Origin of the sequence: Brevibacillus sp. SAFN-007a (genome assembly GCF_051967035.1) — a bacterium.
Classification (GTDB): domain Bacteria; phylum Bacillota; class Bacilli; order Brevibacillales; family Brevibacillaceae; genus Brevibacillus.
Genome location: NZ_JBQCKK010000018.1, coordinates 14,726 through 30,858, shown reverse-complemented (window position 1 = coordinate 30,858; position 16,133 = coordinate 14,726). Strand labels below are relative to the sequence as shown.

At 55.5% G+C, this 16,133-nt stretch carries 18 protein-coding genes; 12 read left to right on the top strand and 6 right to left on the bottom strand.

Annotation, left to right across the window (positions count from 1 at the left end; all coding sequences use genetic code 11):
* Positions 1–369 precede the first annotated feature (369 nt).
* Entirely contained in the window at positions 370–564 is a 195-nt protein-coding gene (locus tag ACTHO6_RS17020) for a YezD family protein (RefSeq protein ID WP_440242950.1), read from the top strand.
* Positions 565–636: 72 nt separating this feature from the next.
* The gene (locus ACTHO6_RS17015) at positions 637–927 is read left to right on the top strand and encodes a DUF2325 domain-containing protein (protein WP_440242949.1); all 291 of its coding nucleotides are present in this window, start codon (positions 637–639) and stop codon (positions 925–927) included.
* Positions 928–1,059: 132 nt separating this feature from the next.
* Here the strand turns inward: ACTHO6_RS17015 and ACTHO6_RS17010 are convergent, their stop codons facing one another.
* The gene (locus tag ACTHO6_RS17010; protein ID WP_440242948.1) at positions 1,060–2,244 is read right to left on the bottom strand and encodes a NupC/NupG family nucleoside CNT transporter; all 1,185 of its coding nucleotides are present in this window, start codon (positions 2,242–2,244) and stop codon (positions 1,060–1,062) included.
* A 267-nt stretch (positions 2,245–2,511) separates the two neighbouring features.
* Between ACTHO6_RS17010 and ACTHO6_RS17005 the strand changes: the two genes are divergently transcribed.
* The 5 genes from ACTHO6_RS17005 (at position 2,512) to ACTHO6_RS16985 (ending at position 7,883) form a co-directional block, all read left to right on the top strand.
* Positions 2,512–3,270 (top strand): TrmB family transcriptional regulator, encoded by a 759-nt coding sequence (locus ACTHO6_RS17005; protein WP_440242947.1) that lies wholly within the window; start codon positions 2,512–2,514, stop codon positions 3,268–3,270.
* Between the two features lie 221 nt (positions 3,271–3,491).
* Positions 3,492–3,953: a RidA family protein gene (locus tag ACTHO6_RS17000; RefSeq protein ID WP_440242946.1), complete on the top strand. Its 462-nt coding sequence runs from the start codon at positions 3,492–3,494 to the stop codon at positions 3,951–3,953.
* Positions 3,954–3,996: 43 nt separating this feature from the next.
* Positions 3,997–4,650: a helix-turn-helix transcriptional regulator gene (locus tag ACTHO6_RS16995; RefSeq protein WP_440242945.1), complete on the top strand. Its 654-nt coding sequence runs from the start codon at positions 3,997–3,999 to the stop codon at positions 4,648–4,650.
* A gap of 6 nt (positions 4,651–4,656) precedes the next feature.
* On the top strand, positions 4,657–5,700 hold the full coding sequence (locus ACTHO6_RS16990; RefSeq protein ID WP_440242944.1) for a dipeptidase: 1,044 nt from the start codon (positions 4,657–4,659) through the stop codon (positions 5,698–5,700).
* Between the two features lie 26 nt (positions 5,701–5,726).
* Entirely contained in the window at positions 5,727–7,883 is a 2,157-nt protein-coding gene (locus tag ACTHO6_RS16985; RefSeq protein WP_440242943.1) for a CocE/NonD family hydrolase, read from the top strand.
* Between the two features lie 92 nt (positions 7,884–7,975).
* Here ACTHO6_RS16985 and ACTHO6_RS16980 read toward each other — a convergent pair whose 3' ends face one another.
* From ACTHO6_RS16980 to ACTHO6_RS16970, 3 genes are all read right to left on the bottom strand, one after another.
* Positions 7,976–8,530 carry a cupin domain-containing protein gene (locus ACTHO6_RS16980; RefSeq protein WP_440242942.1) on the bottom strand — a complete coding sequence of 185 codons (555 nt, stop codon included), beginning with the start codon at positions 8,528–8,530 and terminating at the stop codon, positions 7,976–7,978.
* A 108-nt stretch (positions 8,531–8,638) separates the two neighbouring features.
* Positions 8,639–9,346, bottom strand: coding sequence for a purine-nucleoside phosphorylase (gene deoD, locus ACTHO6_RS16975; protein WP_440242941.1), 708 nt, complete (start codon positions 9,344–9,346; stop codon positions 8,639–8,641).
* Positions 9,347–9,399: 53 nt separating this feature from the next.
* Complete coding sequence (locus ACTHO6_RS16970) at positions 9,400–10,569, bottom strand: MFS transporter (RefSeq protein WP_440242940.1); 1,170 nt, start codon at positions 10,567–10,569, stop codon at positions 9,400–9,402.
* Positions 10,570–10,758: 189 nt separating this feature from the next.
* Here ACTHO6_RS16970 and ACTHO6_RS16965 point away from each other — a divergent pair, with 189 nt between their 5' ends.
* From ACTHO6_RS16965 to ACTHO6_RS16950, 4 genes are all read left to right on the top strand, one after another.
* Positions 10,759–11,433, top strand: coding sequence for a tetratricopeptide repeat protein (locus ACTHO6_RS16965; RefSeq protein ID WP_440242939.1), 675 nt, complete (start codon positions 10,759–10,761; stop codon positions 11,431–11,433).
* Positions 11,434–11,620: 187 nt separating this feature from the next.
* On the top strand, positions 11,621–12,340 hold the full coding sequence (locus tag ACTHO6_RS16960; RefSeq protein WP_440242938.1) for an exonuclease domain-containing protein: 720 nt from the start codon (positions 11,621–11,623) through the stop codon (positions 12,338–12,340).
* 195 nt (positions 12,341–12,535) lie between these two features.
* On the top strand, positions 12,536–13,126 hold the full coding sequence (locus ACTHO6_RS16955; RefSeq protein ID WP_440242937.1) for a TetR/AcrR family transcriptional regulator: 591 nt from the start codon (positions 12,536–12,538) through the stop codon (positions 13,124–13,126).
* A 153-nt stretch (positions 13,127–13,279) separates the two neighbouring features.
* On the top strand, positions 13,280–13,810 hold the full coding sequence (locus tag ACTHO6_RS16950) for an MgtC/SapB family protein (protein ID WP_440242936.1): 531 nt from the start codon (positions 13,280–13,282) through the stop codon (positions 13,808–13,810).
* Positions 13,811–13,821: 11 nt separating this feature from the next.
* On the opposite strand, the gene ACTHO6_RS16945 is transcribed toward ACTHO6_RS16950, so the two are convergent.
* Positions 13,822–14,250, bottom strand: a complete 429-nt coding sequence (locus tag ACTHO6_RS16945) for a DMT family transporter (protein WP_440242935.1) — start codon at positions 14,248–14,250, stop codon at positions 13,822–13,824.
* A gap of 27 nt (positions 14,251–14,277) precedes the next feature.
* Positions 14,278–14,976: a Crp/Fnr family transcriptional regulator gene (locus ACTHO6_RS16940; RefSeq protein ID WP_440242934.1), complete on the bottom strand. Its 699-nt coding sequence runs from the start codon at positions 14,974–14,976 to the stop codon at positions 14,278–14,280.
* Here ACTHO6_RS16940 and ACTHO6_RS16935 point away from each other — a divergent pair.
* Complete coding sequence (locus ACTHO6_RS16935; protein WP_440242933.1) at positions 14,894–16,063, top strand: NAD(P)-dependent oxidoreductase; 1,170 nt, start codon at positions 14,894–14,896, stop codon at positions 16,061–16,063. The genes ACTHO6_RS16940 and ACTHO6_RS16935 overlap by 83 nt on opposite strands.
* The last annotated feature ends 70 nt before the right edge of the window (positions 16,064–16,133 follow it).

Sequence of the window (16,133 nt, the reverse complement as noted above, 5' to 3'; positions counted from 1 at the left end):
GCGTATGGTACACTCCATATAAAGCATAGTAAGCATATCGGTTTTTGTGAATAGCTGATCGGACTACCGAAGGCTCCCGTGCAGACAACCAGCATGTCTTGTTCGTCGGGAGCCTTTCTGCTACCAACCCGAAAAGAGGTGAAGCACCGGAGCAGCCGTGCAAGATGGATCGAGCGGCAGGCATGCCTGCATCGACCGTCTGTGAACCATGCGCGGATTCCAGGATGATGATTGGCGCAACCTCTCGAAGCCCCTGCGCTCTGGATTGACAAAGAAGGGGAGCGAGGGGTATTATTAGGGAACAAAACATACTAAATAGGTAGGAATAATATACATTTTGAAATTGCCAATACAGGGAGGAATGACCATATGGCCAAAAAAGACAATGCCCTGGATGAACGATTGTGGGAGAGAATCGAGCGTGCCTTGGACAGCTTGGAATACGGCTCCATTCATATCGTGGTTCACGACTCGCAGGTGGTCCAGATCGAGCGGACCGAAAAATACAGGCTCCCCGCTGAAAAGGCGGAGACGAAGTACAATCAGGCGCGAACAGGCAGATAGCAAGCGGACAGACAGGCAAAAGGTCGAGAACTGACTGGAGCTAACGGGAGAATAGAGAGGAGGAGCTTTGTTATGGCAGGCGTTCTTGTCGTAGGTGGAGATCGGGTAGGGGAAATTGAAAGCTTGTTGCAGGATAAAGGTTTTCGCAATGTGTATCACGTATCCGGCCGAAAAAAATCGGACGTAAAGGCGACGATTCCTGCTGATACGGAGCTGGTTCTCGTCTTTATCAACTTCGTCAGTCACAGTCTCAGCAAAAACATCAAGAAGCTGGCGAAGCAAAAACACGTCCCCATCGTGTTTTGCAGACGCTCGTGTGATGCGGTTTCCATGTACCAGCCGACGATCAGCCGGATCAGTTGAAGGAACATTCGAAAACGTGGCTGCCCCAAGCCATTGGCACAGCCAGACAGGCACGAACAGGCACGAAAAAAACAGGCATAGCGGCATGCCTGTTTTTTTGCGTGTCTATGTTTGCCTAGCGTCGGACGACGATCACAAAAAGACGCCGATGATCGTGGCGGATAGCACAGAGGCCAGTGTGGAGCCGACCAAAAGCTTCAAGCCGAATTTCGCCACGAGATCGCCCTGCTTTTCATTCAGTGCCCGCACAGAGCCGGTAATGATGCCGATGGAGCCGAAGTTGGCAAAGCTGACGAGGAAGACCGAGACGATGCCGACCGTTTTGGTGGACAGGCTGCTGGCGATTTCCTTGAAGTCGAGCATCGCGACAAATTCGTTCGTGACGATTTTCGTCGCCATGATGCTGCCAGCCGTAACGATCTCCGCCTGGGGAATTCCCATCAAAAAGGCGACAGGAGCAAACATGTACCCGAGTACGTCCTGGAAGGAGATGCGGAAGATCAGCAAGAACAGCTCGTTGACCAGATTCATCAGGGCGATGAAGCCGATCAGCATCGCGCCAACGATGACGGCGATTTTCAACCCGTCCACGATGCTCTCGCTAATCATCTGGAAAAAGGCAGGCTTTTCTCCTTCTTCCTCCGGCTCGATCAAGTCTTCTTCCGCCGTCAGTTCGTACGGGTTGATGATGTTGGCGACGATCAGCGCCGACAGGATGTTCACAACGATGGCGACGACTACGTATTTCGGTTCCAGCATCGTCATGTAGGCGCCGACGATGGCGATGCTCACCGCGCTCATGGCAGAGGTGCACAGCGTATAGAGGCGCTTGCTGGAGACGAGCCCCAACTGCTTTTTCGTCGTCAGAAACACTTCCGATTGCCCGAGGAAAGCAGAGGAGACAGCAATGTAGTTTTCCAGTCTGCCCATCCCGTTCAGCTTGCTCAATACAAAGCCGGTGAAGCGAATGAGCAGCGGCAAGATGTGAAAATGGTTCAGAATCCCGATCAGCACGGAGATGAAAATAATCGGCAGCAGCACATCGAGGAAGAAGCTGGACGCACCGTTGTTCTCCAGTCCGCCAAACACGAAGTCCACTCCGCTGATGCCCAGTTTCATCAATGTATCGAAGGCTTCGGAAATAAACAGAATGAGGTCAATCCCGATTTTGGTATTCAGCAAAAGAAAGGCCAGCACCAACTGGGTGACAATCATGATGAGAATCGGCTTGAGCTTGATGGCTCTGCGATTATGGCTGAGCGCAAAGCCCAGGCCGAACACAAACAGGAAACCCGTCAACAAAAAAACGACATTCATGGCTACTTTCTGCCTCCCATAATGAACAAGTATCTCGTGTTGCGTGAGGTGCATGTCCCTTCCATGCTTATGGATCCGCTTTCAAAGCATGTTGAAAGAGAAGTGCAACGATTTTGAATTTTAGTTACTACCTATGGAGTAACCAGATAGCCTTTACCAGCTTACATGGAAGCCAGCCGCCTGTCAATGCGTGAGGTTCATTGGCTTTGTGCCCCACTATGCTTTATCATAGAAAGGAATAACCAGTGGATACGGGCAGGAGGAAGCATGTTACAAAAATTTGGTTTTTCGCAGTATGAAAGCAAAGTATTTGAAGCGCTGGTGTCGAGCGAGGAACCGTTGGACGCGACGAAAATCGTGAAGTATTCCGGCGTGCCGAAAGCGAAAATCTACGAAGTGCTGTCGCGCATGATCGAAAAGGGCATGGTGCTGGACTCGGTATCGGAAAAGAAAAAGCTCTACAGCGCCTTGCCCCTGCCGCTTGCCATCGAAAAGCTGACAGCAGAGTTTCAGGACAACATCAAGCAACTGAAAATCCAGTCCCAAAAAAAGTCCTACTCCGAGGATTTGGTTTGGAGCTTGAAGGTTGACACGTCGATCCGGGTGCAGAGCAAGCAAATGATCGAGGAGGCGAAAAGCTCGATCCGCATTTCGGCATGGAAAGACGATCTGGTCGAGTATTTGCCGCTCCTGGAAAAAAAAGAAGCGGACGGAATCGACGTGGAGGTGCTTGTCGTCGGATCGTTGAAGCCGAACATCGCCAAAGTGCATACGTTGATTCCGGCAGAAGAGCACCATACGCTGGAGCGGTTTCGTCTGCTGATTATCGACGAGCGCGAAGTCATTTTTGCCTGTGAGGAGAACCAGTCGTGGCAAGCGATCAAGACAATGTCCAAGCCGTTTGTCAAAGTGTTCACGGAATTTTTCTACCACGATCTGGCGCTGGCAAAAATCAGCCGAAAGCATTACGATCTCATGATGAATGACGACGAGATCAGAAGCATCCTGATGCAGCTTCGTTATTGAAGAGACGCCGTTCCGTTCGAAACGAGAAGGGAAAAACCGCTGTGGCAGGTGCAGCTGGGCCAGACATGCTAGTCGACGAGCGTGACTGGCTTTTTTGTCGGGATGGATTTTAAAAAATTAATTTTCTTCTAAAAAATTGTTGAAAAAGAAGCGATCCCAATAGTATGGTTAACGTAACGAAAACAGCTTTCTGACTTTTCATACATACAGGGGGGAATACGATGTCAAAAATCGAAACCCGGTTGCAGCAACTGGGCTATACGCTTCCGCCGCCACCGCCGACGATGGCGAACTACGTCTCGTGCGTGCGGACGGGCAATCTGCTCTACACGTCCGGCGCGGGCTGCTATGTCGACGGCAAGCCGCTCTACCTGGGCAGGTTGGGGACAGACGTGACGATGGAACAAGGGTACGAAGCGGCGAAAATCACCGCGCTCAATCTGCTTTCGATGCTGAAAGCCGAGCTTGGCGATCTCGACCGGATTGTGCGCATGGTCAAGCTGTTTGCGCTCGTCAGCAGTGCGCCGGATTTTTACGAGCAGCCGCGGGTAATCAACGGCGCCTCCGACTTATTGATCGAAGTGTTCGGCGAGGCAGGCAAGCATGCGCGGGCGGCTGCCGGAACCTCTGTCCTGCCGTTCAACAATCCGATCGAGATTGAACTGATTGTGGAGATCAGCTGACATCGTTTGCCATCATTCAAAAACGGGAAGCGAGGCTTGTTTCATGACCAAACCGATTCATCCGATTCTCGCCAGCTACATACCCGTCGTGGAGGGGCTGGCGAAAACGTTTGGCTCGCATTGCGAAGTGGTGCTGCACGATCTGACGGACGTGTCCTCCTCGATCATTGCGATCCACAACGGCCATGTGAGCGGCAGACAGGTCGGCTCCCCTGTTACCAATCTGGCGCTCCAGGCGCTGCGTACCGCCAAGACGAACCAGGAGGACTACGACCTCAACTACCGCAACGACACGATCAAGGGCAAGCAGATCAAGTCCAGCTCGCTCTATATCAAGGACGAAAACGGACAGGTGATCGGCAGCCTGTGCATCAACATCGACCTTACGCCTATCGCGATTGCGCAGTCGGCCCTGAGCGAAATGATGGCGTTTGCCGACAAGGCGGAGGAAGGGCGGACGGCAGAAACGTTCGCGCCGACTGTCGCCAGCCTGATGGAGCAAATGATCGACGACTGTCTGAAAAAGACAGGCAAGCCGATCGCTTTGATGCAAAAAGAAGAGAAGATCCAGTTTATCCATTTGCTCGACGAGGTCGGTCTGTTTTTAATCAAAGGGGCCGTCCAGCATGTGGCCGATTTGCTGGATGTGTCGAAATACACCATCTACAACTACTTGGACAAAAAAGACGGGAGATGAGCGAGCATGGCAGAGGTGACTGTGGAGCAGGCGCGGCGCTTTCACGATGGCGTCCATGTGCTGGACGGGCATTTTGACCTTTTGATGGATGTGGAGATTCAACGCGGCTACGGACGGACGAAGCTGATCGAGACGGAGTATGTGCCGCGGTTTCGGCAGGGCGGCGTGCATTCCGTCGTGGCCGCTGTATTCGTCGAAGATGCGTTTGTGCCGGAGATGGCCTTGCGCAAGGCGCTGAACCAGGTGAGCGCCCTGCATGCGGAAGCGGCGGAGTCCGGCGACCAGTTTGTGATCGCCAAACATGTACACGACCTGCTCACAGCCAGACAGGCAGGCAAAGTCTCGTTCATCCTCTCGTTGGAGGGAGCAGAGCCGCTGTACAACGATCTCGGCCTGCTGCGGATTTTTTACGAGTTGGGCGTGCGGATGCTGGGGTTGACGTGGAGCCGCCGCAATTACGCGGGAGACGGCAGCTTTTTCGCTCCGGTGCGCGAAGGGAAAAAAGGCGGGCTGACGGACTTTGGCGTAGCGCTGGTCGAAGAAGCGGAGCGGCTGGGGATTGTAGTTGATGTCAGCCATCTGAATGACGAAGGCTTCTGGGACGTCATGGAGGTGGCCCAAAAGCCGGTGATCGCCTCGCATTCCAACTGCCGCAGCCTGGTGCCGACCATGCGCAACCTGACGGATGAGCAGATCAAGGCGATTGCTGCCAAAGACGGGCTGGTCGGGCTTAATGGCTTCAGCATGTTTACGGCGAGCAGCGGAGCGGAAGCGACGATCGAGCGACTGGTCGATCATGTCGACCATATGAAAAAGCTCGTCGGCAGCAAGCATATCGGGCTTGGCCTTGACCTGTGCGACGACCTGGCCAAATACATCCCGCTGGACAAGCTCGCCAAGGCGAAGGAGATGCCGTTCGATGTCGTCAAAGGCCATGCCTCGCTGCCGCTCATTACCCACGAACTGATGGCGAGGGGATACAAGGATGGGGAGATCGAGGACATCCTCGGCAAAAACTATTTGCGCATCTACGAGGAAACGTGGAAGTGACGATCGGAAAAAGAGGGGATAGCACGATGGACAACAGGCAGCCGTCTGGACCTATGTTTGGCTATTATCAATCGGGCGTTCATGTCGCAGACCTTTGCTTTGCAGGCGAACAGGTGTGGCATCGTCCGACAGGCTGGGAGACGGGAGAAAAAGCGGCGAGAAGCTTCGAACCGCTTGCGTCGGACAGAGCCGTTTACGAATTGCCCGTGCACGAGCTGGGCCGCAGACTTGACGAATGGAATGCGCTCGATTGGTCCGCGGCCGAGGTGATGCATCCGCCAGGGGGAGGGCATTACCAGCGCTACGAGCGGTACGAAGGGACGGTCGGCGTCGGGCGAGAGCAGAAGCAGGCGTGGGTCTGGGCCGTGCGCGAGGCCGCGCAGCCGATTGATTTGATCGTCTGCGACAACGAGGTGGTCGCGTTCGTGTTGACAGGCAGAGGGGACAGTGTCGTGCTCGTCCAGGAAGGCCGGGAGAATCTGACTCCGCTTGCGCTCTGGCACGACCCGCAGCTTTCCCCGGCGCGCTACGGCGTCCGGCATCTCGGCAGACGCGATGTCGCCATGCGCGATGGCGTCCGACTGGCGACAGAGGTGTGGGTGCCAGCCGGACTCCGGCCAGGCGAACGCGTGCCGACGATTTTGCTGCGCACGCCTTACGGACGGATGGACGGGGTGTTTCGCCGCCTGCCGTTTGTCGCGCGCGGCTATGCGCTGGTCGTCCAGGATACGCGTGGGCGGGAAGATTCCGAGGGAGACTGGATTCCGCTCGTGCACGAGCGCGAGGACGGCGACGACACGCTCAACTGGATCGCCGGACAGCCATGGTCGGACGGTGCGGTCGGGATGCTCGGCGGCTCATACGTCGGCTACGTCCAATGGGCGGCTGCTGCGAGCGGCAACCCGCACTTGAAGGCGATTTTCAGCTACGTGACCGTCGGAACCCCGTACATCGACATTCCGCGAAAAGGCGGGACGATTCTGACAGGTCTGTCCTGGATTTTCATGATGGCCGAAAAACGGCGCAATATCGCGGCGCTCAGCCGCTCCGACTGGAGCGACGTGCTGAAAGTGCGGCCGATCAAGGACATCCCGCAAAAAGTGCTGGGCAAGGAAATCCCGTTCTGGACGAAGTGGATGGAGCATCCCGACGGCGACGAGTTTTGGGCGCGCTCCGACTGGAAGCAGTTTGCCGAGCAGGTGAGGGTCCCGGCGTTTCTCGTCTCCGGCTGGTATGACGACAACGGCATGGGCACCAGCGAGGCGTGGGAGGTCGCGTCCCGCAATCTGCCCGGACATACCCGGATGATTCTCGGGCCCTGGTACCACAAGGCCAACACGACGCGCGAGATTCACCACGTGCCATTCGGCAACAACGCCATTCGCTACGATCTGGACGTGACGCAGCTGCGCTGGTTTGACCGCTATTTGAAAGGCATCGAAAACGGCGTGGAGCATGAGCCGCGCGTCCAGTATTACATGGTCGGCGAAAACGAGTGGAGAACGTCCGCGACCTGGCCGCCGGAGGAAGCCGTCTATACGCCGTTTTATTTGAGCAGCAACGGACAGGCGAACACGAGCGCGGGAGACGGCGTGTTGACGCTTGCGACTCCGGGCAACGAGCCAGCCGACACATACGTGTTTGACCCGCTGGACGCCGCCCCTTATTTGCTTGATTTGTCCGAAAACGAAAACAGCGTGCCGGAAAATTACCGGGAGGTCGAAAAGCGCCCGGACGTGCTTGTCTACACCTCGGAGCCGTTGCAGGAAGACGTCGCGATCGCGGGGGAAATCTCGGCTGTCCTGTACGCGGCAAGTTCTGCGCGGGATACCGACTGGCTGGTGCGCCTGAGCGATGTCGATGAAGAGGGCAACTCGATCCGGCTGTCGGACGGAATCATCTGCGCCCGCTACCGCCATTCCTTTGCCGTGCCGAAGCTGCTTGAGCCAGGACAGATTGAGCGCTACGAAATCCGCATGGGCAAAATCGCCAACGTCTTTCGAAAAGGTCACCGCATCCGGGTTTGCGTCACGTCCGGGGCCGAGAACTTTTCGTTCCCGAATCCGAATACCGGGACAGATTTGGCGACGGAAACCGAGACGGTGGTGGCCCGCCAGCGCATTTACCACGATGAACAGCACCCGAGCCACATTCGCCTGCCTCTGTTGCCGAAAAGCAGGTAGCAGACGAATTTTCATCCGCACCTGCCCATTCTGAAAAAGCGGCTTGCCTGCAAGTTCGGCAGCCGCTTTTTCGTGTACGGGCGCATTCGCATTCAGGAGGGATGGCGCTCTTCTGCGGCGGCCTGTGCTTTTGTTCGCTGTACAGTTCCGTGCGGATGATGCGGCGGTGCATAAATCGAGTACAACTTCAACGGCTCGTTTCCGGTGTTGATGATGTTGTGCCACGTTCCTGCCGGGACCATCACGGCATAGTCGCCATTCAGTCTGGCCTGATAGTCCAGCCTGTCCTTTCTCGGCCCCATTTGCACGAGCCCGTGGCCCTCTTCGATGCGCAGGAACTGATCGGTGTCCGGATGGATTTCCAAGCCAATGTCTCCGCCCACGGGAATACTCATCAGCGTTACCTGCAAATGCTTCCCTGTCCACAGGGCGGTGCGATAGTTTGTATTTTGCTTCGCAGCTTCGTCAATGTTGATCGCCAGTGGATGAGGGCCGTAGTCTTTCAACGCAACGCGATTCCAGCCGCCCTCCCAGCTTGCATGCCAGTAGGTGTAGGGCGGAAGCCAGTAGTTCTCCCAATACGACCGATTCCAGTTGACCGGCATAGCGGCGGGATGGCAGGGATGGGGATAATACGATGGGTACATCGTGCTGCTCCTTTCACGGGTGTGGTTCTCCCTGCTTACCATATGCAGATGCCTATGTGTGCGAAAGCCCAAAAATCGCTACAAGGCTACTTGGGCTGACCGGGTGGCCTATTCGGCGACAATGGCCTCCAGCGCCATGACAATCATGTCGTTGAACGTCGTTTGCCGCTCTTCGGCTGTCGTTTCCTCGCCCGTGAAAATATGGTCGCTGACCGTCAGGATCGACAGGGCGTTGACGCCGTATTTGGCGGCAAGCGTATAGAGCGCGGTCGTTTCCATTTCCACTGCGAGTACCCCGTAATCGCCGAGCTTTTTCACCGGGTCCATGCTTTCCCGATAAAACACATCGGCAGTCAGGACGTTTCCGACTCGTACGGACAAGCCTTTGGCAACGCCTGCGCTGTGCGCTTTTTGCAGCAGCTCGAAATGGGCGCACGGCGCGTAGTCGAAGCCGGGGAACGTCAGCCGGTTCATGTTCGAGTCTGTGCATGCCGTCATGGCGAGAATGACGTCGCGCACGTGCACGTCTTTCTGAATGCCGCCGCACGTTCCGACGCGGATCAAATTTTTCACGCCGTAGTCGCGGATCAGCTCGTTGACGTAGATCGAGATAGACGGAATCCCCATGCCTGTTCCTTGCACCGACACGCGTTTGCCTTGATAGGTGCCGGTGAAGCCGAGCATGCCGCGCACCTGATTGTAGCAGGTCACGTCTGTGAGAAACGTCTCCGCGATGTACTTGGCCCGCAGCGGATCGCCCGGCAGCAGGATGCTTTCTGCGATTTCACCTGGTTTGGCTTGAATATGTGTGCTCATCATTAGGCCGTCGCGCATCGGGCGAACGCACCGGCGCGACGGCATTCCCCTCCTTAGATGGTAATGGACGGACCCAGCTTGGCAGAAGCAGGTCGCGTAATGGAAAAGACAGCGCAGACAAAGGCCAGAAGCACGAAGATGCCGCCTACCCAAGCCGTGTCCACGACGGAGTGATGTTCAATGACAAAGCCGCCGACGGCCGAGCCGAGCGCAATTCCGATGTGCAGCGCGGACGTGTTCAAGCCCTGCTGAATCTCGTACGACTCGGGAGCCGACTCGATCAAGTAGTTTTGCTGCGCTGGCGTAATCGCCCAGCTGAGCATGCTCCAGACAATCATCACGACAAGGAACAAATACAGCGAGAACGTCACCGCCGGAATGAGGAACATCACGACGGCAAACGAGGCGATAATGACCAAGATACTTTTCGTCGAGCCGAGCTTGTCCGCCGCCCAGCCGCCAACCCCTCCGCCGAGTACGGCCGAGATGCCGAAAAGAAAGTAGACGATGCTGACCCAGCCGGAAGACAACTGGAGCGCCGTTTTCAAAAACGGAGTGAAGTAGGCGTACAGCGTCAAATGCCCGGTCAGCATGAACACGGAAGTCAGCTGCGCACTGATGATCTTCGGTTTTTTCAGCGTCAAAAGCTGCTCTCTGAGCGGAATCGTCGGCCTTGCCGGGATTTTCGGCAAAAAGGCGAAAATGCCGATCATGGCGACGAGCGTCAAAAGCGAAATGAGCAGAAACGGCGCGCGCCAGCCATAGGAATTGCCGATGACAAGGCCAAGCGGAACGCCCAGCACGAGCGAACCGCTCACGCCCATGAAAATGACCCCGATCGCTCTCGCCCGATATGCCTCCTTGACGATCGAGGAAGCGATGGTGATAGACAGCACGATAATCAGGGAACCACTTGCTGCGGAAAGAATTCGCCCAAGCATCAGGATCGAATAATGAGGACTGAGCCAGGAAACCACGTTGCCGACCAGAAAAACGGCCAGCGCCCCCACATACAACGTTTTTCGCTCTGCTTTTGCCGTTATCGTCAGCAAAAGGGGAGCAGAAAACGCAAATACAACGGAAAACATCGTAATCAGCCAGCCTGCGGTGCTGATGGAGACTTGCAAATCCCCCGCGATGATGTCCAAAATGCCGCCGATAATCAACTCGACCGTTCCTACCACAAAGGCAGCGATGGCGAGGATGTAAATTTGCATGTTCACGGTGGCGGGCAAACCTCCTTTGTTCCCATGATCGGGTTTTTGGTTACTACGATTATAGTAACCTATACGGAAACTGATGACAACCACTATCGTAGTAACCTTTTTAATCGAATAACAATATTTGACAATTATTGCAGCATGCTTTTATAGTGAAAAAAGAGGGAAATAAAGAGGATCGAGGGGAAAACGTTGGGGAAACTGTTTTTATTTTCATTCTTATGGTGGCTGACCGGAAATCCGCTTGTCGCGATGCTGCTCATTTTGCTGGTCCTGTATGTTCTGGATCGCCGTTTTGTTCGCCTGCTGCCTGATATCACGAAGCCGTATCGCCGCTGGAGACGACTGGCGGCTTTGCGCACGCAGCTGAGGCTGAATCCGCATGACACGCCTGCCAAGCTGGAGGCGGCCCGCTTGCACATGGAAAAGCGGCAGTATCCGGAAGCGCTGTCTTACTTGGAGGGGATTGCGTCCGCGATGCAGGACTCTCCTGAATATTTGTGCGACAAAGGTATCTGCTTGCTGAAAACAGGGCGGATGGAAGAAGGGCTGGAGCTGATCGCGCAGGCATTGAAGCTCAATCCGCGCGTCCGATACGGCGAGCCGTACCTGATTGTCGGCGAGGAGTACGCGAAGCGCCAGCAGCGGGAAAAAGCGCTCGAATACCTGGAAGCGCTGGCGCAGATCAACATGTCGTCGTGCGAGGCGTACTTCAAGCTGGGCGTTGTGTACGACGAATTGCAGCAAAAAGAAAAGGCCAAGGCGTCTTTTCTGGAAGCGACGGAAGTCTACCGGGGACTGCCCGCCTACAAGCGCCGGACAGAAAGACGCTGGGCGCTGCTCGCCTGGCTGCGGAAGACGTTTTGAAATCCGGAAAGGAATCCAATCGATACTTTTCGTGGCTGCCATGTCTGGCAGCCATTTTTTGCTTTGTTTTTTGGCCCGGCTCCTATACAATTATCCATTAAATAAGGAAAGCGTTTGCCTGTTGCTTTTGCAATCATCCCCGCAACCGTTCATAATGAGAACGAATACAATCAGGATGTGATCCCGCTTGCAAATCATTGTATATGACCTGGAAACGACACTCACCCATCAACGGGACAAGATTCCGGAAATCATCGAAATGGGTGCGGCAAAAGTAGTCATCGGAGAAAACGGCGTGGAGGTGGACACCTTCCAGCGTTACACTTTTCCGGCCATCGAGCGCAGAATCTCGGAGCGTACCCGCAAGTTCATCGGTCTCGACAAAGAAAACATGCCGACGTTTATTCCGTTCCGCAAAGCCTTCGCCGACTTTCTGGACTGGATCGGCACGGACTCGGACTACTATTTGTGCTCGTGGGGCCAGGACGACAAGCGGCTGATGATCGAGCATTGCGCCCGCTTCGGACTCGACTTCAACTGGCTGCGCAACTACAACGATATCCAGCCCGCGATCAGCATGCTGCTCGCCGACCGCAAGCAGATGAGCCTGAAAGACGCGATCGATGCAGCCGGCATCGTGCAGGAAGGAAGATTGCACTCGGCCTTGGTCGATGCTATCCATACCGCGCACTTGTTCATCAAATTCAACAAAGCGGTTCCCCTCACGCAAAACACCCCCGAGCAAAACTACAATTTGTCCAGCTCGCTGTACGTGACATGCCGCTCCTGCAAAAAGCTCAAATACTATACCGCTTTTGGCAGAAAAAGCAGAAGATGCCAGGCGTGCCTGCAATATAAAAAGCAGCTGGAGCAGACAGCGGAAGCGACCGTTACGAATCAGAGCTAGTACGCAGGCGGTGAGCCAACGCAAAACAGGAAGCGGCTCTGGTTGTCCGAACTGGTTGGGACACAGGCTTTCGGCAGGATCGCCAGCAAGGCGGTCCATTTCCATTTGCTTGACGGACCGACTGGCGGTTTGTATAGTGATTCCATAAGGAAATGACTTCCCCAATCATTTTCTATCGTTCGACAGGAGGAGACCATGTCATCGATTCATCAAAATCCCAGCTTTCAATTGCTGCTGACGGCGACAGAGGAATTGATCTTGGAAAAAGGATGTCAGCAAACGACGTTGCAGGATATCATGAAGCGTTCAGGGTTGTCCAAGGGAGCGATTTACCATTACGTAAAAAGCAAGGACGAGCTGTTCGGATTGCTTTTGCAGCGACGTTTTGCCGCGATCAGCCAGCAGTTTTACCAAACGGTGCAGGAAGGGGACCCCGAATTGACGGGAGCGCTCGGGATTATCTCGCAGGGCTTGCGCCACATTCACGACCCGCGCGATGTGACCAATCTGATCCTGATTTACTTGATGAGCAAAAAAGACGACCCGGTGATTGGCGCCATGCTTGCCAAACTGCACGAGGAGAGCATCCAGACCTCGAAGGACTGGATCGAGTTGGGACAGCGCGCGGGCGTCATTCCGAGTACGCTTGATGCAGAGAAGGTCGCGATTTTCTTCACGATGATGACGTACGGCATTCGGATGAAGACGCAAATTGCGCCTCATGCAAACGGATTGTCTGCCGAAGAGGTGCATCAGATCATGTATCAAACGCTGATCAGGGGGTAGCAGAGGAGCGCCGCGCAGCTGGTGTGCTGGCTGCGAGCGCCGGGGCCATGGTGAAGCCGGGAGGCACGTTTTGCCCTTTTCGCCTAAAAGAGGTGGTCTCAAATCGCGTGTCGGTACATATCATGTCTCTATCGCGAGAAGAAGGTGAACAAGATGGAGACGTTGAATCTGCTTCACGTGTTTGGCGAACAGCCTGGCATCATGAGCCTGGAAACGTACCTGCGGGTCGTCGTGAGCGCTGTGCTGGGAATGTTCATCGGCTGGGATCGCTCGCACAAAAACAAGCCGGCCGGGTTGAAGACGTACATGTATGTATCTGTGGCCTGCACGCTGATTACATTGGTTTCGATATACAGCACGAAGCTCTACAGCGCCCCGGACAGCGGGACGATGATGGACCCGATGCGGCTGGCCGCGCAAATTGTTACGGGCCTTGGCTTTTTGGGAGCGGGCGTCATTTTGAAGGACGGCTTGCAGGTCAAAGGCTTGACCTCTGCCGCCATGATCTTTTTCGCAGGCGGGATTGGCATTGGGATCGGGGCGGGCTTTTACGGTATCGTCCTTTTCTCCGTCATCGTCGCGTTTGCGCTGGCGAGAATCAGCCAGCGCTTCGAGGAGGTCACGCACAAGCGCTCGGAGAACAGCGAGAAGACGAGCGCGATTCACAAGCAGGGCGTAGGATAGCGCCCTCTTTTTCATTTCATCTTGAAGACGAGCACGCCTGCGATCATGATGCCGATTCCCAGCAGTTTGTTTGCGCTCAGCGGGACTTTTTCCACGCCGAACAAGCCGAGGGAGTCGATCACGAGGGCGGCAAGCAGTTGGGAGATGAGCAGGATGGAGACGGAGTAGGCCGGGCCGAGCAAGGTGATGCCCTTCATGACGCTGAAGACGATCAGCGCCCCGAACACGCCTCCGAGCAAGTACAGCTTGTTCACTTCCCCGATTTTTTGCCAGTCCCCGTCGCGGACGATGGCGAAGATGGCGAGCGAGACGAGAAAACCAAGCCCGTGGACGATGGTGTTGGTTTGCCACAGGCCCAGCTTATCGCTCGCCTGGGCATTGAAAACGCTCTGCAAGCAGATGAACACGCCTGCGAGCAAGGAAAACAGAATGCCTTGCATGTGTACCTGACCTCCTTTGCGGCCTGTTTATTCGTAAATGTTGCCGCTCGCAAGCTCCACGATTTTTTCCCGATTGCGAATGTGCAACGCTCCTCTTCGCCGCTCGATGATGCCGGCTGCGCTCATGCTCTGGATGACTCGGTTCAGATGACGGTAGCTCGTGCCGAGCAGCTCCGCGACCTCCGTGAGCTTCGCCGCTTTCAATTCATCCGAGGCAACCGGCTGCGTGCCGCCTTCCAGCGTGGAGAGCAGGTAGCTCGCGAAGCGGTTTTCCACCGGATACAGCAAATTCAGGCTCGTCGAGTGGGACGAGGTGTACAGCTTGTGGCTGATTTTTTGCAGGATGAACTGGAGAAAGCCCGGATGGTTCTGGTAGCGCTCGTGCAGCACGTGGAAGGGCAGGGCAATCACCTTGCCCGGATGAACGAATTCTGCCGTGTTGCGGGCTTCCAACCGTGTGACGAACTCCACGTCGCCGATAATCGCGAGCGGGTTGTTGAAGCGCAAAAGCAGCGACTTGCCGTTGGGAAGCGTCGTGAAAATTTTGATTTTGCCTTCCACGACGAAGTACATGTGCTGGAGTACGTCGCCCTTGGCGCACAACAGCTCGCCTTTTTCCGCCTGGTACAGATGCATTTCGCGGATGGCGGCAGCGTCAAACAGCTCGTGCAGACAGCTGTTTTCGACAAAAGCATGGAGTACAGCGCGATCGTGTATTTCCTTCATGGCAATCCTCCGAGAACAGGATAGGACGTGCGGCATCTTCTATAGTAAAAGACGGGCGAGCGAGAAAAAAGGACATATGTCCTGTTGGCTGCAAGATGTGGCCGTGCAGGCGCTCGCTTTGCCAGAGAGCAGCAGGAATATCCCGCTTTATTCCAGAACTATACGGGGAGGTATCGCAGAGAGAAACGAGGGAGCTGGTAGCGTGACTGTACGTGCAGAAGAAACGGTTATCGGGTTTGTCGGAACGGGCGTCATGGGCAAAAGCATGGCGGGACATTTTTTGCGGGCAGGGTATCGCGTGCTGGTCTATACGCGCACGAAGGCAAAAGCGGAAGAGCTGCTTGCGGCAGGAGCGGTCTGGAAGGAACGGGTAAGCGACCTGGCCGTCGAAGCCAACGTCATCATTACGATGGTCGGATATCCGTCTGATGTGGAAGAAGTGTACTTTGGTCCGGCGGGCATCATTTCGCATGCGAAGCCGGGTACTTTTTTGATCGATATGACGACATCGAAGCCTTCGCTGGCCCAAAAAATTTACGCAGAAGCGAAAAAGCATGCGCTGCATGCCCTGGATGCTCCTGTGTCCGGCGGAGATGTCGGGGCGCGGGAAGCGCGGCTTGCGATCATGGTCGGCGGCGATCAGGAAGCGTTTGACGCGGTGAAGCCGCTGCTTGCGATCCTGGGCAAAAACGTCGTCCTCCAGGGTGGCCCTGGTGCCGGGCAGCATACGAAAATGTGCAACCAGATCTGCATTGCGACCAATATGATCGGCGTGTGCGAAGCGATTGCCTATGCGAAAAAAGCGGGCTTGGACCCGGCGCGCGTGCTGACGAGCATCGAAGCGGGCGCGGCAGGCAGCTGGTCTTTGTCCAATCTGGCGCCGCGGATGATCGCGGGCAATTACGCGCCCGGATTTTACATCAAGCATTTTATCAAGGACATGGGCATCGCCCTGGAGGCGGCCGAGGAGATGGGGTTGTTGACGCCGGGTCTTGCGTTGTCCAAGTCGCTCTACGAGGAGCTGGCGGAAAAAGGCGAGGCGGACAGCGGGACACAGGCTTTGATCAAATGGTTTGAACGCCAGTAGCCAGTAGCTACAGCCGCTTTCTGCCCCTGGCAAGAGAAGCGAACGCCAAAAGGAGCCCGCTCGAAAAGGG